The following is a 22246-nucleotide window of genomic DNA, read 5'->3' as shown; positions in this document are numbered from 1 at the left end:
TCATAGCTGAGATACATAAAAAGTTGTTTTCTAAAAAATTCATTACTTGATTTTTAAAATGGGAGGTTTCAGTTTTTCCATTACTGTAGAGACATAGATCATTATTATTTTAGTATAGAGTCATAATCATTTAACAAATTATATAAGGCTTAAGTATCGCTGTTTTCACTGTTGGTAATTCCAATATTTTATTTTTTATCAAAAGTTTTCTTTGATTCTATTTTATGAAAGAAAATTTCTGTATACCCTAACTTATCTTGGAAGATCAAAATACTTATGATATATCTTTTGATAAATGCATCCGTAACTCCACCATACTCCGCGGTGTTAGAATTAACAAGAGTTTATTCTGACAGTCCATTGTTTAATTTAGTTCATAAATATATTATATCAATATTTATTAACTACTCTTTAATTTCCTGATCTACATATTTCCACTTCTTATCACTCTCTCTCGTCTTAAATGCATATCAGTAATTCACAAATATTTCGTTTAAAAATACGATTAATATACTAACGATAGATAATCTTCTTCTACATTATAATATCTATATTAAGTCTGATAAATGCATTGCCCAGGTTGTGAGGTCTCTAAAAGATAATGCTTTGTTGTTCCAATACGAAGTTCCTAATTTTCCTTAACATAACTACCAGGACGTTATCAAGAATATATCAACTAACAAAAGCTGTTCAAGAATCACTTTATCGCGCAAATCTTGACCATTACGACTTATATTTCATACATTGGCCAAATCCAATCCAAGATAAATATGTTGAAACATCGATGCAAAAAATTGGGACTTGTCCTTTCTATTGGCGTGTACAACTTCTTACCAGAGCATATTGAACGTTTAGAAAAAGAAACAGGTGTAAAACTAAGTATTAACTAAATCAAATTACATCCATACTTTAATCAAGAAGTGTTAAGAAATTTCCATCAAGCATATAATATTCAAACTGGGTCGTGGATCCTGCTTTTCCGTGCAAAAGATCGGAGTTATTTACGAATGAGACTTTACAATACATAGCTCTGCATAATAAAACCGTATCCCAAGTCATTTTAGATTGGCATTTCCAATTAGGTCCCAATACTTTTCCGAAGTCTGCATCACCAGAACGTCAATTAGGGAACATTTCAATCTTTGAATTTTGAACTATCCGAGACGAAAAGAATACAATCTCAAGCCTTTCTCACCCGGCTGAAGAATTCAAAATCAAGACCCAGCCGTTTATGAAGAATTAAAAAAAAACATCATCATTAAGTAAAAAACAGGGCTTTCACTTCAAACTTATTTGAATTAACCCTTTTCTCTTTATAATTAATTCTAATCAGTGATTAGTGATTCACTTTTGAAAAAATTAAAGAGAAAATCCCCTTCCTAAACTATAGAAAAAATGATAACTTAATACATAGATAATAATATATTAAACAATTTATATGAATATTTTTGTGGATTTGTGGGGAAATTTTGGTTTCTCTGATAAAATAAATTTACTCGCTAAAAATAATGGGGGATCAAAATTGATTAAAGAAGTACGATTGAAAAAAATACAAGAATATATTAATGAAAAAGAATCTGTCTCTTTAGATGAACTTGTTTCCGTTTTTAATGTGTCTAAAAATACAATACGAAGAGATGTTCAAGAATTATTAAAAACCGGGGATTATAAAAAGATATATGGTGGCGTTACTGTCAATCATGAAAATAAAAAAGGACTTGACTCCTTCAAAGAACGTAGTGTTCGTAATCAAGAAGCGAAACAACTGATTGGACAGATAGCTGGAAATCTTGTCAATGATGGAGATGTTATTTTCATTGATTCTGGAACAACTACTATTGAAATGTTTGAACATATAAAAAATAAAAAAATCACCATCATTACAAATCATATTGAACTAATTATGAAATGTATCCCACACGACAACATATCACTGATTTGTATTGGTGGTATTCTCGAACGCCAAACCAACTCACTCGGAAATATTAATAATCTCGAATTACTCAACATCTATAATATAAATAAAGCTTTTATGTCATCAACAGGAATTTCCATTAGGAACGGAGTTACAAATGCTTCTCCAATCGAAAGTAAATTGAAAGAATCCGTTGTTCGAAAATGTAATGAAGTATATTTATTAGTAGACCACAGTAAATTTGATAAACAAGGTTTAATAACGTATTGTAAACTCGATGAAATTAATTACTTAGTTACCGATAAAGTACCAAATTCTACCTATCGTGACTTTTTCAATGAAAATCATATAAAAATGATTTATAAATAAAAAACTTATCTTCGCCATAAAGAAAAAAAATCATTTCAACTAATATTTAGTTACTGATCCCTCTCCCCATCAATTTTCCTTTTTCAAACTTAACAAACAGTAAAAAATGAGTCCGGTAAACCCCGAACTCATTTTTTTATTCAATATTCAATATAAAGGTAGCATCATCACAACTTTACCAACTATTAATTATAGTTTTTTCACTTTAACAGGCTTTCCTGTTAACAAAGATTCTTTCGCTGCTTGTGCAATTCTTTGAGCCATAATTCCATCAATGAAACTACATGGAACCTCTGTATTATTTTCAATTGCATCAAAGAATTGACTCATTTCTGCAATATAAGCGTCATTATAACGTTCTAAGAAGAAGTACAGAGGATTATCACTTTTTACACCATCTGTAGTTAATACTTCTACACGGGATTGTGTTTCATTATTTACTTTTGCAGAACCTTTGGAGCCAAATGCTTCTAACTGTTGATCATATCCATATACAGCTTGACGACTATTATCAATGACACCGATTGCACCATTTGCAAATTTTAATGTAATAATAGCAGTATCAATATCTTCATATTTTGAGATTTCTGGGTTTACTAATGCCGTACCAGTAGCATAAACTTCCTCAACCTCTGATCCTGAAATATAGCGAGCCATATCAAAATCATGGATACTCATATCCATAAATATGCCTCCTGAATGTGCAACATAATCTAAGGATGGTGGTTCAGGATCCCTTGATTGAATTTTCAAAATATGCAAATCGCCAATTTCCTTATTTGCAACAATTTCTTTTACTTTCGCAAAGTTTCGATCAAATCTTCTATTAAAACCTAATTGGAATTTCACACCTGCTTTTTGAACGGTTTCGTATGCCTCAATCGTTTCTTCATCTGAGAAACTGATAGGCTTTTCACAGAAAATATGTTTACCTGCAGCTGCGGCTTCTTTAATTATTGGTATATGTAGATCTGTTGGTGCACAGATAATCACAGCTTTAATTTCTGGATCATTGATAATATCTTTATAGTCTTTGGTAAGGTTTTCCACACACGAATTTATAAACCAATCCTGCATCTGATCGATAAATGGATCCGATACTGTTTTTACTCGTACTTTGTGCATATTTTTCATATTGGCAATATGTAATTTGCCAATTCTGCCAGCACCAATAACCCCAACAACATGCACTTTTATTGACATTTTCTACATCTCCTTGACCTTTTAATATTTTATTAGAAAAATACTATCGCGCTAAAACAAGTGGTGAAAAGATTACATACATTGCTATAACTGCTAAAATTGCTAAAGCACTAACCCATTTCACATGTTTCCATGGAGTTAAGTCAACTTTGTTTAAGTTTCCTTTAAACTCAAATGGAGTATCCAACGGTTTAATTTTAGAAGTTAACCATAAGACAAAGCAATCTAAAATAAAAATAATACTAAAAATATATAAGTAGTTAATATCTAATGTGAAGTTAGCTGTAATATAGAACAAGATATGGAAAGCAAAGGTTATTTTGGCACCTGTTGCTGTAACATATTTATTCCAGAAACCAAATAGAATAACGGCAAGTAATGGTAAGCTATACAAACCGTTAAATTGTTGAATGACGTTATATAATCCTGTTGGTGCAAACGCAATTAATGGAGCAATAACTACAGATATTAATCCGACAATCACAGTTACCCACTTACCAGCTCTTGCTACTTGCCTATCTGTTGCATTCTTATGAAAAATAGGTTTGTAGAAGTCTAGTGAGAATAAGGTAGCTGTTGCATTTAAAGAACCAACAAAGGAACTTAAAATGGCTCCAAAAATAACTGCACCAAAAATACCATATGCCCATTCAGGTAATACTAATGATACAAGCGATGGATAGGCATCATCATTATTTGCTAATCCACTATCAAAAATATTGAAAGCAACAATACCTGGTAATACTAAGAATAAAGCACCAAATACTTTAAAGAAAGCAACATATAAAGTACCTTTTTGACCTTCTTTTAAGTTTTGACCCCCTAATGCTTTTTGAACAATCATTTGGTTACAACACCAGAAATATAGGTTATTAAAGAACATACCTAACATTAATGTTGGCCATGGAACATAATCTGAATCAATTGGACCCCATGCATTTAATTTTTCCGGTGTGTTTTCACGAATAATATCAATTGCCGCAATTGCACTACCATCGCCAAGAAATGATAGCCCAAGAATAAGTATTGTCATTCCTCCAACTAATAATCCAATTCCATAAAGCGTATCACTGTAAGCGCTTAATGAAAGCCCTCCCATTAATAAATAGGCCATACCAATAAAACCGATAAAACCTGCACAAATCGCAACTGCCGTTAAAGTATTTACACCAAACATCTCTTCAACATCAAATAACCTGTTAAATACGAGTGAACCCGAATAAAGAACAACAGGTAAAAATGATGTCATGTAAGTAAACATAAATAAAAATGAAATTAAACGCTTTGTAAATGTATCGTAACGAATTTCAATAAAATCCGAAATTGTACTGATACCATATTTCATATAACGTGGTAAAAACACTACAGCAAGTAATACAATCGCTATAGCAGATGTAACTTCCCACGCCATAATCTCCATACTTGCTGCATAACTTTGACCGTTTTGTCCAACTAATTGCTCGGTTGATAAGTTTGTCATTATTATGGTACCAGCTATGGAAATACCTGTTAATGAATGCCCACCTAAAAAGAAACCATCGGAAGTGGAGTTATCAACTTTCCTACTCCGCTTCCAGGCATAAAACCATACTATTGCAATAATTAAGAAAAAGGATATAATCGCAAATGTCCCCATTGTTCCTCTCCCCTCTCAGCCACTAAGCTGCTTTTTTGTTTTTCTGATTGATGTTTTGACTAGTTCGACTAAATACCTTGCGCTCTAATCAATAACAACAATAGAATTTGTTTCAACTGATTTTTGGCAAGCATCTGCAACAATTGTTCCTAAAAGACCATCATAAGCTGTAACTTCCGGTTGTCTACCTTCTTTTATACATGAAATAAATTCTTTCATTTCTCTAATAAAAGCATCATGAAATCGTTCAGGAAAGTTTTGGGATGTTGGTCTAACTACACCTTCATTATTAAATATCGTTACAAGGTTTTTCTCAGGCTGTTGCGCTACGCGTAACATACCTTTTGTACCAATAAGTTCTGTCTCCACATGATAACCATGGGCCGCATTTCGTCCAGCAACTAAAATAGCCATCGTTTTATCTTCTAATTGCATCATAGCTGCACCCGTTTCAAGTTCGCCTAATTTATCCAATATAGGATAAGCGGCATTTTTGCCTATTGCCCAAACCCGTTTTATTTCTTTACCTGTAAACCATCTCACTAAATCGATATCGTGAATAGACATATCTGCAAATAATCCACCACTTCTACTGTTTTTAGCAAAATTTACGAACGACTCAAGTCCTGAGCTTGGATCAATACCATAACAACGAATCAAAGTAAGTTCACCAATGGTACCTTCATCTACTAATTTTTTGGCATATTGATACGATTCATCATACCGTCTCATAAAACCTAATTGAAATACTTGATTTGGACGGGAATTAATTACTTCAATTGTTTTTTTAATATCTTCTGAATCTAGTCCAATTGGTTTTTCACAAAATACGTGTAACCCTTTTTGCATGGCTATGCGAATATGTTCTGTATGAAGTCCAGAAGGAGAGACAATGACTACGGCATCAAGATTCGTATTTGCAATCATATCCTCATAATTTTTGTACGTTTCTTTAACACCGAATTCCCGTTTTGCCAATTCCAATTCTTCATCAACATAGCTACATGCAGCATAAAGGGTAGCATCTGGAACATTCTCAGCTATATTTCTTGCGTGGATTTGCCCCATTCTTCCTAAGCCAATAACCCCTACATGAATGGCCATACTTATCACTTCTTTCTAACATATTCTTTTTAACAAATCGTTTGTAAGTTGATTATTTTAGGTATATTATAAGTAATCATCAGTGTTGTGATATAAAACTAGCTATCTGTTATTCGTTAAGAGGGACTCATTTAATGGTAATAGCACTTCATCAATATATTTTTTCCCTTTTAAAGCGTACTCAAGTGGATGCGCTTTCTTTGGATCTTGTTCAGCTTCAATAATGATCCATCCCTCATAAGCAATTTCTAGTAACTTTTTATAAACAGGAACAAAATCAATCGCTCCATCTCCCGGTACCGTAAACATTCCAGCTAAGAATGACCCTTGGAAGGATTTCCCTTCTTCTTTACATCGATCTCTTACTTCTTTACGTACATCCTTAAAGTGGACATGTTTAATTCTATCAATATGTTTTTCTAATAACGGCATGTATTCATCATCAGAAACAAAAATATGTCCAGTATCGTAAAGAAGATGAACATGATTTGGATCTGTATTTGCCATTAAACGGTCTACTTCTTCTAATGTTTGAACACCTGTACCCATATGATGGTGATAAACCATCTTCAAGTCATACTCTTCTGCTACTTTTCCGAAAACGTTTAAACCTTCACATAACAGTTCCCATTCAGCATCTGTAAAGTTTGGTTTGTCCGCAAAAACATTTTTATCCGTACCTTGGATACTGTAAGTTTGCTCAGAAACTACCGCTACATCTGCATGAACCTCTTTCAAATATCGACAATGTTCACGGAATGCTTTTACTGCTACTTCAATCCCATCCCGGATGATATAGCTACTAAACCATCTTCCGGCAATACGTAAGTTGCGTAGTTCTAATTCTTTGTTTAATATTTTTGGTTCTGGGAAAAATCCACCCACTTCAGTTCCAGCATAACCTGCAACTGCAATATCACTTAATACGTGTGATAGCGTATTTTCTGCTCCAATTTCGGGAATATCATCATTCCGCCAACCGATCGGAGCAATACCCCAAGTAATGTTTGTCATTTTCATACACCACTTTCTATATAGTATTTTAATTTTTTCCAGAAGATGACCGATATTTAACAAAGAATTTCAGTCAATACAAACATGTAGCGCTTTCAAAAAATGAAAAACTATAACTTTACCATAATAATCTATAATTTATTGGTTAACTTTTGGTCATCTATAGCTAAATTTTAGTACTAAAAACGCCTTCAGTCAACAGGTTTTTTCTCAATTTAAAAAACAATGAGGTGACAGGCATATGAGGATATTTGATAAGGGAATTTTACCTCAGTCAAAGATGTACTTTACAATAGCCAATAAGTTTGCAAAAAAGGCGTTATATTACATCATCTATTCTGGTTTGTTTCATTGTTCGAACAATTACATCGTTAAAAGAGATAATTTTAATAGTTATTTATTTATGTATGTAAAAAAGGGGGAAATGAAAATACAGTTTGATGATAGAACTTTCACTGCATCACAAAATTCACTTGTATTTCTTGATTGCACAAAGCCTCATATGTATAGAGCTGAAGAAGAAACTATTTTTGAGTGGTTTCACTTCGCTGGTAACTCGAGTAAGGAATATTTTGATTTATTATATGAAAAGCATGGTTGTGTTTTCTTACTAAACAATCAATATATTCCTGATTACATGAATCGAATAATTAAAATGGCGGAGGCAAATAAGGTTGATGAACATTTAGTCTCAATTTACATTCAAAATATACTATATGAATTAAACCAAATTTCACATTATTTAGACCAAAGTACAGAATTAAAAATCGAACGAGCGATTAATTTCATCATCAGAAACTTTAGGGAAGAAATTAAACTCGAAGACATAGCAAATCATGTCTATTTAAGTCCATTTTATTTTTCCCGCATTTTTAAAAAACATATGAATACTTCACCGATTAATTATTTAATAGATTTCAGAGTTAATAATGCAAAAAAGTTACTACATAATACAAATTTATCCATTAAGGAAATTGGCGAAGCATCTGGGTTTAGCAATACGAGCCATTTTATTACGACATTTAAAAATCGTGTCGGATTATCACCAAAAAAATTTAGGGAAATCCAATTTTGATTTATAATTGATTCGTTATGTGCTCACACTAACTTGTTTTACCAACGAAAAAAGCAATCGAGTTCATTCCCCGATTGCTTTTTCTCCACATTCTCATAGTCCCATTTAGTAACTTATATCAATAATTTCATTTGTTTCAATCGACTTCTGACATGCTTCAGCAACAATCGTTCCTTGTAAGCCATCAAAGGCGGTTACATCAGGCTGTCTTCCTTCTTTAATACATGAAATAAATTCGACCATTTCTCTTCTGAAGGCATCTTGGAATCGTTCTGGAAAAGATTGTTGTGTTGGTCTTACTACTCCATGTTCATTGAAAATGGTCACAAGATTTTTCTCCGGCTCTTGGGCTACACGTAACATACCTTTTGTACCAATTAGTTCTGCCTCTACATGATAACCATGGGCAGCATTTCTCCCTGCAACTAATAGGGCAATCGTTTTATCTTCTAGTTGCATCATTGCTGCACCTGTTTCAAGTTCACCTAATTCATTTAATTCAGGATATGTCGTGTTTTTACCCAGTGCCCAAACTCGTTTAATTTCTTTACCAGTAAACCAGCGAACTAAATCGATGTCATGAACCCCAAGGTCTGCAAATAAACCACCGCTTTTACTTTTCTTTGCAAATCGTAAAAAGGAATCAAACCCTGAACTTGCATCCATCCCATAACAACGAATTAACGTAAGTTCACCAATAGCACCTTCATCAACTAATTTTTTTGCATATTGATAGGACTCATCGAAACGTCTCATAAATCCTAGATGAAAGATTTGATTAGGACGAGATTCGATTACTTCGATTGTTCTTTTAATGTCATCAATATTTAAACCAATGGGTTTTTCACAAAAAACATGAAGTCCTTTTTCCATCGCAAGTTGAATATGTTCGGTATGCATTCCTGATGGGGATGCGATGACAACCGCATCTAATTTTGGATTGGATATCATCTCTTCATAATCTTTATATGTTTCTTTTACACCAAATTCCCTTTTGACCATCTCTAAACTAGCATCAGTTGTGCTGCACGCTGCATAAGGATTGGCATCTGGAATATTTACAATATTTTTCGCATGAATCTGCCCCATTCTTCCTAAGCCAATAATTCCAACATTAATTCCCATCATTTTTCCCCTTCCCTGTAAGAGTTTCCATTGTAAGCACTGGACCACCCAAAAGATTGCCAAAACTTGTATGTTTTTTATTAAATTTAAACAACCTTGTCGGAAAAACCACAAATTGTAGATAATCTTTTTGTTTACTCTTAGTTAAATATTATAATTAAAAAAGTTTACAATCAATATATTTTCTGTATTCCTTAAAGCTTTTCCAAATTAATTATAAAACAAATTCATTACCAATTACTCGTATATTTTTATGGTTTTTTAAATAAATGGTGAACTTTTGAATATATTTTGATAGAATGATAGTATATTAAACGTTTTCATAACCGGAACTTAAAATCGGAGGGAGATTCATGATCAAAGAAAAAAGGATTCAAAGGATAGAAGAATACGTTTCCAAAAATCAAACCGCTTCCTTAGATGAATTAGTTAAAGTGTTTAACGTTTCTAAAAACACGATTAGAAGGGATATTCAAGAGCTTGTTGAAAGAGGAGATTTTCGAAAGGTATACGGTGGAATTGCGATTAATGAAAAAAAACTTGAATCCTTTCAAGATCGTCAAGTTAAAAACCAAAAAGGGAAGGCTTTAATTGGAAAATTAGCATCTGAATTTGTTGAAGATGGTGATATCATTTTTATCGATTCAGGTACGACGACAATCGAAATGTTTGAATATATAAAAGAAAACAAGATAACGATTCTAACAAATAATATAGAATTTATCGTTCGGTCTATTCCTTTTCCAAGTTTAAATATAATTTCTACTGGTGGAATTTTAGAAAGAGAAACAAACGCATTTACGACACTAGATAATACCGAACTATTTAACACATATAATATCAATAAAGCATTTATGGCAACAACTGGAATTTCATTATCAAAAGGCGTCACGAACTCATCTCCTTTAGAAACAGGATTAAAACAAGCCATTGTTCAAAAAAGTAGTAAAGTATTTTTATTGGTTGATAGTACGAAATTTGAAAAATTAGGTTTGATGACGTATTGCCAATTAGCAGATGTGGATTATATCGTTTCTGATGAAAAAATTCTTGTGGAATATGAGAAATATGCTGCCGAACACGATATTCATATTATTGCTCCAAAATAAATAACATTGTCATAGTGGATATAAAACATCAAGATTATTACACAAAAAGGCATTGGAATCCTCATGCCTTTTTATTTTTTACAACCTTGAAACTAAGAGTTATTTTGCAATTGAGAAAACAGATAAGTCTTCGGAAGTAACTAAAGAGGGATTCTTTATTTACTATTTAGGATGAGGAAAGCACCTCGATTCTTTGATACTTTTAACATAACGAGGTGCCATAATAAGAGGTCCAACTTCTACTCTAATAGCTCATAATCGCTTTTACAGCTTCTTCTGTTGTATTTTTTGGATATAACTCATAACCCACACAACCCGTGTAATTCAGTTCTTCTAATAAGTTAAAGATATAATGATAGTTAATTTCTCCTGTTCCTGGTTCGTGACGTCCTGGGGTATCAGCCACATGAATATGGCCTATTTGGTCCAAATATTTTTTTATGTTGTAAGATAGATTCCCTTCATTGATTTGCATATGATACACATCATACAACACTTTTAAGTTTGGTGAATTAATTAATTTAATCATTTCTGCTGCCTCTTGTGTTGTTGTTAGGAAGTTACCAACATGGTCTACATAAATATTTAACGGTTCTAAGTTTAAGAGAATATCATTTGCTTCTGCTAATCTCGCACATTCTAAAAGCATGTCATACATCGAACTAATCTTTAGAGTATCCGAAAGCTCGATATAATGATTAACTACAACCCCTAATTCACCTAATGCATTAGAATGAATCGTCAATGATGGTGCACCGACTTTTTTAGCCGCTTCAATCGATTGCTCCAAAAATGCCAAATAATCTTTTTTGTGAGTAGGATCTACAAGGGAGTAATCACCATCACCATTAAACGCAAAAACCTTTATACCTGTTTCTTCACAAACAGCTTGTATTGCTTCTAAATCCTTATCTACCCAACTCCAGAATTCAACGTATTCAAAGCCATCATTTTTTGCCACCCTAAACCGTTCCATAAATGGAAGTTCTGTATACAATGTTTCGATACATGCTGCTTTGGGAAATTTCATTAAAATTTACCTCCATATCAACAAAGATAACTTGGGATAATCTATGCGATTTGATTTTTGAACATACTTATACCTCCCATATGATAGGAATAAGTTATCCACTAGGTACTAAGTAAAGTTATTTATCTATGGATACTACAATGAGATGATGTTCATTGCTTTGGTTTCAACATCCAAACTTATGATTCAATGTATTAATTTCAATTAGATACATTAATATTAGTCAACAATATCTGACAAGAAATCAATTTGTTCTTGTGCATTATCTTTTTTAATAATATCGATACCACTATCGATACGCTCTTCAATTTCTTCGCCTTTAATTGCAGCGACAGCCTTTTGTACACCTAAATATCCCATGTCATACGGTTTTTGAGCAACAGAGGCAAACATTCCACCATTTAAGATAGATTCAGCAGCAACTTGGTCACCGTTAACACCAACTACTTTAATATCTAAGCCAGATGGTTCAATTGCACGTAATGCTCCTAGAGCCATATCATCACTAGCTACAAAAACTGCTTTTAAATCTTTTTCAACTTGAAGAATGTTTTCCATAACGTTCATCGCTTTTGTGGAATCACTGTCTGCAGGTTGTTCAGCTGCAATCTCTATTCCAGCTTCTGTAAATGTATCTTTTGCACCTTTAATACGATCGTTTGTTGCAGGGTTACCTGGCGCACCATCAATTAATGCTACTTTGTCACCTTGTTTCAAACCTAATTCCTCAATTAAGAATTTTGCACCTTCAACACCAGCAGTATAGTTATCAGTTCCGATATAGGATAGACGATTTTCGATATCAGCATCTGTATCAAGTGTAATAACTGGAATATCAGTTGCTTCTAGTAAAGGTACAACTGTTGATGGTTGAATTGGTGCTACTAAAATAGCATCTGGATTTTTACTTAATTGGTCTTCAATTTGGTTAACTTGTTGCATAATTTCAGCTTCGGACGGAGGTCCAACAATATTTACTTTAACTCCCAAATCTTCAGCTGCTTGTAATACACCAGCCTCCATCACTTTCCAATATGGAGTTGATAGAGTTTTCAATACAACAGCAATTGTAATATCTTCATCGTTTGAACCGCTAGAAGAATCATTCCCTGATGAACTTTCGGAATTTGATCCTTGACTACATGCGCTTAATACAAGCATTAATAAAGCCGTAATTATTACATAAGATAATTTCTTTTTCACTAAAATTCCCCCTATTGTTTTTATATATTTGAATTTTAATTACTACCAGCTTTTCTTTTCTTTCTTAATCGTAGTACGTCCACATAAACCGCGAGAATAATAACTGCACCAATGACAGCCATTTGGATGTCGGAAGAAACATTAAGTAAGTTTAATCCATTTCTTAAAACAGCGATAATTGCTGCTCCTATCGCAGTTCCAACAACAGTTCCAACTCCTCCAAAGAAACTTGCACCACCGATAATTACTGCGGCAATCGCATCTGTTTCATACATCATACCAGCGGTTGGGAAAGCTGCGTTAACACGCCCTACTTGAATAACCCCTGCTAAACCAGCTAATAATCCACTAATTGTATAGACAATTAAAAGTACTCGGTTTACGTTAATCCCTGATAAACGGGCAGCTTCTTTATTTCCACCAATCGCATAAATATATCGACCTGTTTTCGTTTTCGTAAGGAAAATATGCATAATAATATAAACAACAATAACTAATACGAAACTAAATGGTACAATATTTGCTACAAACCCATTTCCCATATACTGGATTAATAATGGAAATCCAGCGATTGGAGCAGCTGCCGTTACCATTAACGCTAATCCACGTGCGATAAATTGGGTACCCATCGTGGAAATAAATGGGTGTGGTAAGTGAAATTTCGTTAATAATACCCCGTTAAGTAGACCAAACCCTGCACCAACGGCAAGTGCTGCTAAAATACCGATAACCGGGTTCATGCCCATTGACACGGTTACAATTCCCATGATCATTGATGAAAAAGCAAGTACTGCACCAACGGATAAGTCAATACCTGCAGTTAAAATTGGTAGTAACATTCCAAGAGCAAGCAGAGCATTAATGGATACTTGTCTTGCGATGTTCATAAAGTTATCGAATGTTAAAAATTCCTCAGATGTTATTGTAAAAATTAAACATAAAAGTAAAAGAGCTATTAATGTTCCAAATTTACCTAACACTTTTTTGACCGATTTAAAAAAGGATGTGTCTTTTTGTTCTTCAGTAGGTACTGAATCTATTATTCTTTCTTGAACTTTACTCACACTCTTCACTCCCCTGTTGCATATTTCATAATTATTTCTTGATCTGCCTTTTCAATCGGAATATCCGCCGTGATTCTTCCTTCATTCATGACAAGAACCCGATCACACATTCCTAATATTTCTGGCAGTTCAGAAGAAATCATAATCACAATATTCCCTTGTTCAACAAGTTCGTTCATTAAACGATAAACCTCTACTTTAGCACCAACGTCGATACCTCTTGTTGGTTCATCAAAAATAAACACTTTTGCGTTCGTGCATAACCATTTCGCTATAACGACTTTTTGTTGGTTTCCACCGCTCAAAAATCGTACGTTTGTGTCAATACTTTCGGTTTTTACCTTCAATTCTTTCACATAGTTCTCAGATTGTTTTCTAATTTTGTTTTGATTGATGATTCTTGTTTTGTTATTTAAGAAATCCTTAATATTGGCAATTGAGATATTGAAATGTACCGTCTGATCAAGGAGAAGTCCTTCATTTTTTCTATCTTCCGTAATAAAAGCTATGCCCGCTCTTATCGCATCTCCTGGTGAATTGATTACAACTTCCTTCCCATCGATAAAAATCTTTCCGCCAAGTTTTGGGTCTGCTCCAAAAATTGCCCGAGCAAGTTCCGTCCTACCAGCTCCAACTAACCCTGAAAAACCAACAATCTCACCGTAATTAACGGAAAAACTAACCGGTCCTGGTGTGCCTTCGACATGTAAATTTTCTACTCGAAAACCTTCATTTCCAACTTCAAATTTTTTCTTTGGATATTTTTCATCAAGACTCCGTCCTACCATTAACTCAATCCAGTAATCCGGATCTGTCTCTTTTACAGGTAGAGTTTTAATCATATATCCATCTCGTAGGATTGTTAATCGGTTCCCAATCCGTTTAATTTCCTCTAACTTATGGGTGATAAAAATAATCGAGACACCGCGTTCTTGTAAAAGTTCTATAACATTATATAGCTGTTCAACTTCCCTACCGCTCAGACTTGACGTAGGCTCGTCCATAATAATGAGTTTTGCATCTAATGCAATCGCTTTCGCAATCTCAACGAGCTGTTGCTGACCCATTCCAAGTTTCCCAACTTCTTGATCTACAAGTTCTTCACCATTTTGGCCAAGTTCATTTAAACAACGGATGGATTCTTTACGCATAAATTCTTTATCAAGAAAAGATATTTTTCCGCCTTTTTTCTTTTCTCTTCCTAAAAAAATATTTTCATAGACTTTAAGTTGTTTTACGTTATTTAACTCTTGGAAAATGGTTGAGATTCCAAGATTGATTGCATCTTGTGGTTTCGTAAATTCTACTTGTTTCCCTTCCCAATACATCTCACCAGCATCTTTTGGGTGAACACCGTTTAAAATTTTGATTAAAGTAGATTTTCCCGCACCATTTTCTCCTAGTAATACATGGACTTCACCGTACCGAATATCTAAGTCAATACCCTTTAAAACTTCATTTTTGTCAAAGCTTTTCTTAATACCCTTAATATCAAGGAGGTTAGTAGCATTTTCAGCCATTTTTAAACTCCTTCCCCTGTTGTTTTGGTGACTCATAACCCATTAAAATTATGAGTAAGAATTTTTGAAATTTTAATTTCGAATACTTTTGCAGTATAAATATTCTTTTAATCGCCTCCTGTATTCGTGTTTGTGAAATGTGTGTCAAAATTTTCTAATAATAAAAAACTATAAAACGCTTTCATTAACTAATGAAAAATACAAATCAAAATGAGGATTTGATGTTAAATGTAATATATATCTTTTGAATACCTAATTGTTAAATTAATCAAAAGATTAATATTACATTTTTAATATAACTCAAAAGTTACCAATATTCTTTCAGTATTTTGCTCACTTTTTTCATAATATTGCTATTAAATTGACCCCTCTAGTAAAAAAGACATAAAAAAACACCAAAAGTTATATTTTGAAGATGAACTTTTGGTACTTTTTTGGTGAATACCCAGTATGCTTTTTGAAGGTTGTCGCAAAATATGAATCGCTATTAAAACCACATCGATACGCTATTTCACTGATGGATAAGTTTGTCTTATATAATAAATCTTTAGCACAATTAATTCGATAATTGATTAAGTATTGATTTGGCGTAAAATTTGTTTGTTCTTTAAATAATCTAGAAAAGTGGTATGGACTTAGATTAACATGTCGAGCAATATCTTCCAAACTAATATCTTTATGATAGTTATTTTCAATAAATAAAATGGCTTGGTTCACAACTCCTATTTCATTTAGATCCTGTTTTGATATTTTCGTAAGTTCGTATAGAATTTGTTGGATTAGTATGGATGCAAGGTGTTCATTCACTTTATCTTCCTGCATCATCGTTAAGATGAGATCCAATTTCGTCGGAATTTCTCTATTTCCTTCTAAAGTAAAAATGGGTCCGTGTTGTTTCTTATATAAAAGTTTAAAATATTCTTTTGCACCCGAACCTTTAAAATGCAACCACGTAATTTTACTATTTTCTAATGCAGTATAAAAATGTGGTGAAAAACAATCTAAAAAGACGAAATCATTTTGTTTAGCAATGAATTTTTCTTCCTTATACCCAATTTCCATTTTTCCTTCTTTAATATAACAAAAATAGTATTGATTAAACTTATCTCGTTTCGTCTCATATTCACTCGAACAATAGTAATTTCCACCTAACGTCGGATAATAGAGGACTTTTTTGGCAAATTCACTTGGGATATGAAAATATTGTTCGGACTGTGATAATACTCCTTTTTCTTTCATTGTTTTCACCCCTTAACCGTAAAAAACAAAACATTAAACGTAAGTCAACATTCATTCCATTCTTTCTTCCACCAATTGCAAAATTTCACCATTTGGTCCTTTAAATCGAATCGTTTTTCTCCCTAACCCTTGCTTCGGTTTGGCGGTGACAAATGGAATATGATGTTCTTGGAATTTTACAATTATTGTTTCTAAATCATCGACAACAAATGCCACATGATTAACAAGTCCATGCTCACAATAATGAATCGTATCCTCTAAATCACGGATTAATTCGATTTCAAAGGTCGGTGAACCAGGATGTGAAAGAAATGCTAATTCCTTCTCCCCATTATTAATCCGGATACGTAATTGAAACCCTAACATTTCTTCATAAAACTGAATGGATTTATCCATATCCGATACGATGATTCCGACATGCTCTACTCTTTTAATCATTCAACCTTCTCCTCGAATTGGTTATTCTCAACTACCATTACTTGTTTTCTACTCCAGATGAAAATAAATGTTAATGCGAAAATCCCTAAAATTCCAACAAAGTAAAAACCAGACTCAAGCCCTAGTAACGAGTTTAAAATCCCAGCAAAAAACGGACCTGCAAATATACCTATGGCATACAACGCTTGATAAGCACCCATTGCTGTCGCTCGTTTTTCTATTTCAATATTTTGAATCGACATCCCTAGTAGTAGCGGGAAGATTAAACCTAAAGAAAATCCAAAACATCCTTGGATAATTAAAAAGGCAAATTTCGTTTGAAACAATGGAATCACTATCGCAAAAATCGATGAAGTTAAAAATGCAAGTTTCAAAGAATTCCATTCACCTAAACGCGGAACGATATGAGATCCCATGTATAAAGTTGCAAAAGCATGAGGAATCATAAACACTATAACAATCCATGTTAATTCTTTTTCTTGAAAGCCGATTTCGAGTGCGTAACTCGATGTAAAACCGAACATCGTTACAAATATCATACTATGGGCTACGATAGAGAGAAACGACGTTTTTAATAATAAAGGGTCTTTTACAACAAAAATTAATTCATTAAATGTAATCGGCTTTTTATCAACTAATCCCTTTTGTTCGTGGACAAATAAGGATAAAAATAAACCAACAATACTAAAAATAACACCTAGAATAAAGGGTGCTTTCCAGCCAAATTCATCAACAACAATACCACTGAAACTCATTCCGAGTAATTGACCTAACACGACAATAAATGTGATATGGCTCATTGCTTTATGTACTTTATCTTCCTCATAATACGTAGGAAATAAAACCGTAAAAACGACCCAAGTTGCTGCTGCTATTCCAGCAAGAGCTCTAGCAAGGAGCATAAACCATAGAATTTCGGACATTAAAAAGAGAATACAACTAAGTGCACTTGCGAGCATTCCCATCACAATAAAAGGTTTTCTCTTCTTTACTAAATCGGAAAAAATCCCAATGGGTAAACGGAATAATAATTGCGTAATCCCATAACTGCTCAATATAATACCTGCAAAAGTATAACTACCGCCTAAAAAATCAATATAAGGCGACAAAATTGGGACGTATAGAAAGTTGGGAAACCATAACAAGAAGGAGACTACAATAAATAAATAACGGTTTTTCCTCTGGGATGGTACCATAGGATCACTTCCTCGATGGAGAATCGCACAATATACTAAACAAAACCTTTCAATTACCTATACACGATAAGGACGTCTTCATGAGTAAGACATCCTTATCAAACGACTATTAATTTGCTTTATTACTAGATTTAAAATCTTTCATTTTTTCTTTCACTACCGCTTTAACCGCTTGTTTACCTGCTTTTAAAATACTTGGAGCATCATACGTATCTTTATGGCTATCGATATATTCATAAACAGAATTTGTCCATGCCTGTAAACATTCCGTATTCACGTTAATTTTTGCGTGACCATATTCAATCGCTTTCTCAATTTGTTGAAGAGGAATTCCTGATGCACCATGTAATACAAGAGGCACCTTCGTTAACTCAAAAATTTCCTTCATTTCTGCAAAACCTAATTTCGGTTCCCCTTTGTACGGTCCATGGACAGAACCAAGTGCCGCTGCAAGCGCATCAATTTGACTTTCTTCTACTAAGCGAAGACATTCTTGCGGATCTGCATAATTGATATTTCCGATTACTCCGTCCTCATTTCCTCCAACCGTTCCGACTTCCGCTTCAACGGAGACGCCATGCTTATGCGCATAGTCAACAACTCGTTTAGTTAATTCAATATTTTTTTCGATAGGAAAATGAGAGCCATCAATCATCACAGATGTATAGCCAGCGTCGATTGCTTCGAAACAACGTTCAACACTATCACTATGATCAAGGTGTAGTGCTACTGGTACAGTAATGTTTTTCGCTTCTATTGTTTTATTGACAAAATATGCAATGGATTGGAAACCACCTAAATAATCGATTAAACGATTGGAAGATGCGACAATTACAGGTGAATTTTCTTCTTGAGCCGCCTCTAAAATTGCCTCAACCCAATGAAAACTATTAATATTGAAATGCCCAACCGCATAATTTCCTTTTAACGCATCCTCAAGCATTTCATTGAGTGGTACTAATACCGAACTTTTTTCTCCCATCAATTTCACCTCTCTTTATTACGTAAAACATTGATGTAATCTGATATTCTATTAAAATAAATTATTGCTCCGATTACTTGCAAGGAATCGGAGCAAAAAGATCAATTAATATTGTTTTGCTTTTTCTCTCATTTCAGCTGTTTCATTATATGCTTTTTGAACTGCTTCACTTTCAGAAACTTCAGCCACACCAACATTCCACCAAGACTCATATCCATCAGTCATTGTTTTTGGTAGTACTTTAATTTCAATTAATGTGGAAACAGTTTGTTTTTTAGCATCTTCAATCGCTGCTTTTAATTGTTCAATCGTATTTACACGATATGTTTTTGCACCATAAGCTTCTGCTACTTTAGCATAGTCGATATTTAGTATTTGATTGTCATGGGTTCTGAATTCAGTGTAATAAGACCCCATTCCATTGCCCATTTGTAGGTTGTTAATGCAACCAAAACCAGAGTTGTCAAATAATACAACGTTAATTTTTTGTCCATATTGAATAGCTGTTACAAGTTCAGAGTGCAGCATGAGGAAACTTCCGTCTCCAACTAAGGAGTACACTTCTTTATCCGGTTCAGCCAATTTAGCCCCTAATGCACCAGAAATTTCATACCCCATACACGAATATCCATATTCAAGGTTATACGTATTTTCAACCGTTGGATTCCAAATACGTTGAAGATCCCCAGGCAATGACCCAGCAGCTGCAACTATCACGCTATCAGCATCGATTGTATCATTGATCGCGATTAAAGCCGTTGTCTGTGGTAATTCTGTATTTAATACATCGGCATATTCATTTAGCACATCTTGGCTAAAATGATCTTTAATTTCAGGTACGAAGTTTTCGCGGTTGAACGTTACTTTACTTAAGCGGTCACGTTCAGCGTTCCATTCTTCTTTTAATTGTTGAATTTCATCGCCGTACGTTGTTTCGTAACCCTCCAATAATGGAGCAAGTTTTTCCAATGTTACTTTCGCATCTGCTACAACTGGGAATGCATCTAGTTTATACGCTTGGAAACGGCTGACGTTAATATTTAAGAACTTCGCATTATCCCAATCGAAAGCTGTTTTTGAAGAAGTTGCAAAGTCGGTATAGCGTGTACCAACACCGATGATTAAGTCGGCTTTCTTCGCCAATTTATTGGCTGCCAGGTTACCAGTCACACCTAAACCACCGAGATTATTTTTAAATTGAAACTCTACAGTCGATTTACCTGCTTGCGTTTCGACAAGAGGAATATTATGTTTTTCTGAAAGCTCGATTAATACATCACGCGCTTGGGAGTATTTTGCTCCCCCACCAACTAAAATCACTGGACGTTTACTTTCTTTAATTAATTTTGCTGCACCTTCAAGCTCACGTTGAACAGGCTCTTTTCGATCTAAATAGTGAACACGTTTTTGGAAAAATGCCGCATCATAATCATAGGCTTCACCTTCAACATCTTGCGCAATCGCAATAGTAACTGGACCAGCTGTTGCTGGGTTCGTTAATACTTCAAATGCACGGATTAAAGAAGACATAAGCTGTTCAGGACGAGTAATTCGATCCCAATATCTTGAAACAGGTTTTAAAGCATCGTTAGTTGTAATAGCTAAACTATGCTCTTGCTCAATTTGTTGTAAAACTGGGTCTGGTTGTCTTGTTGCAAACGTATCACCTGGTAAGAAAAGAACCGGGATGTTATTTGCCATTGCCGTTGCAGCCGCCGTAACTAAGTTAGCAGAACCAGGACCAACGGAAGTAGTAACAGCATAAATACTTTGACGCAACTTTTGCTTCGCATATGCGACAGCAGCTAATGCCATTCCTTGTTCATTTTTACCTTGGATAACTTTTAAACGACCTGCATCTTGTTCAAGTGCTTGACCAATTCCTAGTACGTTTCCATGACCAAATATATTAAAAACACCTTCGACAAACGGTTTTTCTACCCCATCAACACTGATGTACTGTTGATTTAAAAATTTTACTAACGCTTGCGCTGTCGTAAGTCTAATTTTTTTCATGATACCACCCCGTTAGAAAAAATTACTATTCTCTTTCCGCAATTAATTGTTCAATTTCAGCAACTGTTGGCATCGCATCAGATGAACTATGTCTACTTACTACAATGGAAGCTGAAGCAGCAGCATATTTAAGCGCTGTTGTAATATCTTTACCGTTCACTAATGCATAAATAAATGCGGAAGCATAAGAATCTCCAGCGCCAAATGTTTTCAATACTTGTGTTTTATACGCTTTACCTTCGAATGTTTGACCGTCTTTTGTATAAGCGTAAGAACCATCTACACCATGTTTAATTACGATTAGTTCTGGTGAATGTTTAAATAAGTAATTGATTGTGTCTTCATTTTTACCTGCTTCAACATTTTCAAGAACATCAAATTCATCACGAGTACCAATTACAACATCAGATAGTTCAGCTACTAATGAGTAATAGATAGACGTTTCTTCTGCTGAAGTCCATGTGTAGCCACGGTAATCTAATTCAAATACAACTTTAACATCGTTTTTCTTTGCTAATTTAATCGCTTTCAATACCGCTTCACGGGACGGACTTTTCGCAAGCGCAGTTCCAGAAACTAAAAGCATTTTCGCACGCTTAATATAATCTTCACTAACTTCAGATGGATCTAAATATAAATCCGCAACTTCATCACGATACATTAAAATACTACATTCTGTCGGGCTTAGGATTTCTGTAAAAGCAAGACCTGTTTTACGTCCTTCTGTATCAAATACCATGTTGGATGTGTCAACACCTACATCGGCCATATATTGCTTTATATAACGACCATGCTGATCATCTGCTAACTTACCGATAAAACCGGACTTTAAACCAAGTTTTGCAGTACCAATCGCGATATTTGCTGGAGATCCACCTACATATTTTCTAAATGTCATCGTTTCTTCCATTGGTCGGTTGTATTCAACAGCATTCAAATCGATGCAAGCGCGACCAATCGCAATTAAGTCAAATTCTCGGTTTGTATTGAAATCGATTTTCATTTCTT

General features: G+C 34.0%; 18 protein-coding genes. 3 read left to right on the top strand and 15 right to left on the bottom strand.

What is annotated here, in order from left to right:
• Positions 1–1522 precede the first annotated feature (1522 nt).
• A complete protein-coding gene (locus NSQ14_RS04245; RefSeq protein ID WP_340499406.1) occupies positions 1523–2284 on the top strand; it encodes a DeoR/GlpR family DNA-binding transcription regulator in 762 nt (253 codons plus the stop codon).
• Between the two features lie 189 nt (positions 2285–2473).
• Here NSQ14_RS04245 and iolG (NSQ14_RS04240) read toward each other — a convergent pair whose 3' ends face one another.
• From iolG (NSQ14_RS04240) to iolE, 4 genes are all read right to left on the bottom strand, one after another.
• Positions 2474–3481 carry an inositol 2-dehydrogenase gene (gene iolG, locus NSQ14_RS04240; RefSeq protein WP_340499416.1) on the bottom strand — a complete coding sequence of 336 codons (1008 nt, stop codon included), beginning with the start codon at positions 3479–3481 and terminating at the stop codon, positions 2474–2476.
• 49 nt (positions 3482–3530) lie between these two features.
• A complete protein-coding gene (locus NSQ14_RS04235; RefSeq protein ID WP_340499405.1) occupies positions 3531–5123 on the bottom strand; it encodes a solute:sodium symporter family transporter in 1593 nt (530 codons plus the stop codon).
• Between the two features lie 84 nt (positions 5124–5207).
• On the bottom strand, positions 5208–6227 hold the full coding sequence (gene iolG, locus NSQ14_RS04230) for an inositol 2-dehydrogenase (protein ID WP_340499404.1): 1020 nt from the start codon (positions 6225–6227) through the stop codon (positions 5208–5210).
• 102 nt (positions 6228–6329) lie between these two features.
• Positions 6330–7247, bottom strand: coding sequence for a myo-inosose-2 dehydratase (gene iolE / locus NSQ14_RS04225; protein WP_346216913.1), 918 nt, complete (start codon positions 7245–7247; stop codon positions 6330–6332).
• A gap of 235 nt (positions 7248–7482) precedes the next feature.
• Between iolE and NSQ14_RS04220 the strand changes: the two genes are divergently transcribed.
• On the top strand, positions 7483–8316 hold the full coding sequence (locus NSQ14_RS04220) for an AraC family transcriptional regulator (RefSeq protein ID WP_340499399.1): 834 nt from the start codon (positions 7483–7485) through the stop codon (positions 8314–8316).
• A gap of 105 nt (positions 8317–8421) precedes the next feature.
• On the opposite strand, the gene NSQ14_RS04215 is transcribed toward NSQ14_RS04220, so the two are convergent.
• Positions 8422–9441 (bottom strand): Gfo/Idh/MocA family oxidoreductase, encoded by a 1020-nt coding sequence (locus NSQ14_RS04215; RefSeq protein WP_340499397.1) that lies wholly within the window; start codon positions 9439–9441, stop codon positions 8422–8424.
• A 353-nt stretch (positions 9442–9794) separates the two neighbouring features.
• Between NSQ14_RS04215 and NSQ14_RS04210 the strand changes: the two genes are divergently transcribed.
• Entirely contained in the window at positions 9795–10550 is a 756-nt protein-coding gene (locus tag NSQ14_RS04210; RefSeq protein WP_340499396.1) for a DeoR/GlpR family DNA-binding transcription regulator, read from the top strand.
• Positions 10551–10794: 244 nt separating this feature from the next.
• On the opposite strand, the gene NSQ14_RS04205 is transcribed toward NSQ14_RS04210, so the two are convergent.
• From NSQ14_RS04205 to iolC, 10 genes are all read right to left on the bottom strand, one after another.
• Positions 10795–11580, bottom strand: coding sequence for a hydroxypyruvate isomerase family protein (locus NSQ14_RS04205; RefSeq protein ID WP_340499395.1), 786 nt, complete (start codon positions 11578–11580; stop codon positions 10795–10797).
• A gap of 219 nt (positions 11581–11799) precedes the next feature.
• Positions 11800–12783: a sugar ABC transporter substrate-binding protein gene (locus NSQ14_RS04200; RefSeq protein ID WP_346216912.1), complete on the bottom strand. Its 984-nt coding sequence runs from the start codon at positions 12781–12783 to the stop codon at positions 11800–11802.
• 35 nt (positions 12784–12818) lie between these two features.
• Positions 12819–13763 (bottom strand): ABC transporter permease, encoded by a 945-nt coding sequence (locus tag NSQ14_RS04195; protein ID WP_340499415.1) that lies wholly within the window; start codon positions 13761–13763, stop codon positions 12819–12821.
• Between the two features lie 89 nt (positions 13764–13852).
• Positions 13853–15367, bottom strand: a complete 1515-nt coding sequence (locus NSQ14_RS04190; protein ID WP_346216911.1) for a sugar ABC transporter ATP-binding protein — start codon at positions 15365–15367, stop codon at positions 13853–13855.
• 402 nt (positions 15368–15769) lie between these two features.
• Positions 15770–16606: an AraC family transcriptional regulator gene (locus tag NSQ14_RS04185; protein ID WP_340499390.1), complete on the bottom strand. Its 837-nt coding sequence runs from the start codon at positions 16604–16606 to the stop codon at positions 15770–15772.
• Between the two features lie 51 nt (positions 16607–16657).
• Positions 16658–17044 (bottom strand): VOC family protein, encoded by a 387-nt coding sequence (locus tag NSQ14_RS04180; protein WP_340499389.1) that lies wholly within the window; start codon positions 17042–17044, stop codon positions 16658–16660.
• Positions 17041–18240 (bottom strand): MFS transporter, encoded by a 1200-nt coding sequence (locus NSQ14_RS04175; protein WP_340499388.1) that lies wholly within the window; start codon positions 18238–18240, stop codon positions 17041–17043. The genes NSQ14_RS04180 and NSQ14_RS04175 overlap by 4 nt, the downstream gene beginning before the upstream one ends.
• 109 nt (positions 18241–18349) lie before the next feature.
• Positions 18350–19222, bottom strand: coding sequence for a class II fructose-1,6-bisphosphate aldolase (gene fba, locus NSQ14_RS04170; RefSeq protein WP_340499387.1), 873 nt, complete (start codon positions 19220–19222; stop codon positions 18350–18352).
• 105 nt (positions 19223–19327) lie between these two features.
• Positions 19328–21241 carry a 3D-(3,5/4)-trihydroxycyclohexane-1,2-dione acylhydrolase (decyclizing) gene (iolD, locus tag NSQ14_RS04165; RefSeq protein ID WP_346217110.1) on the bottom strand — a complete coding sequence of 638 codons (1914 nt, stop codon included), beginning with the start codon at positions 21239–21241 and terminating at the stop codon, positions 19328–19330.
• 22 nt (positions 21242–21263) lie between these two features.
• Positions 21264–22241: a 5-dehydro-2-deoxygluconokinase gene (gene iolC / locus NSQ14_RS04160; RefSeq protein ID WP_340499386.1), complete on the bottom strand. Its 978-nt coding sequence runs from the start codon at positions 22239–22241 to the stop codon at positions 21264–21266.
• Positions 22242–22246: the final 5 nt, after the last annotated feature.

It is taken from the genome of Caldifermentibacillus hisashii (genome assembly GCF_039654145.1).
Lineage (GTDB): Bacteria > Bacillota > Bacilli > Bacillales > Caldibacillaceae > Caldifermentibacillus > Caldifermentibacillus hisashii.
The sequence above is the reverse complement of the archived record's forward strand: the minus strand, read 5'-3'. Positions and strand labels throughout refer to the sequence as shown.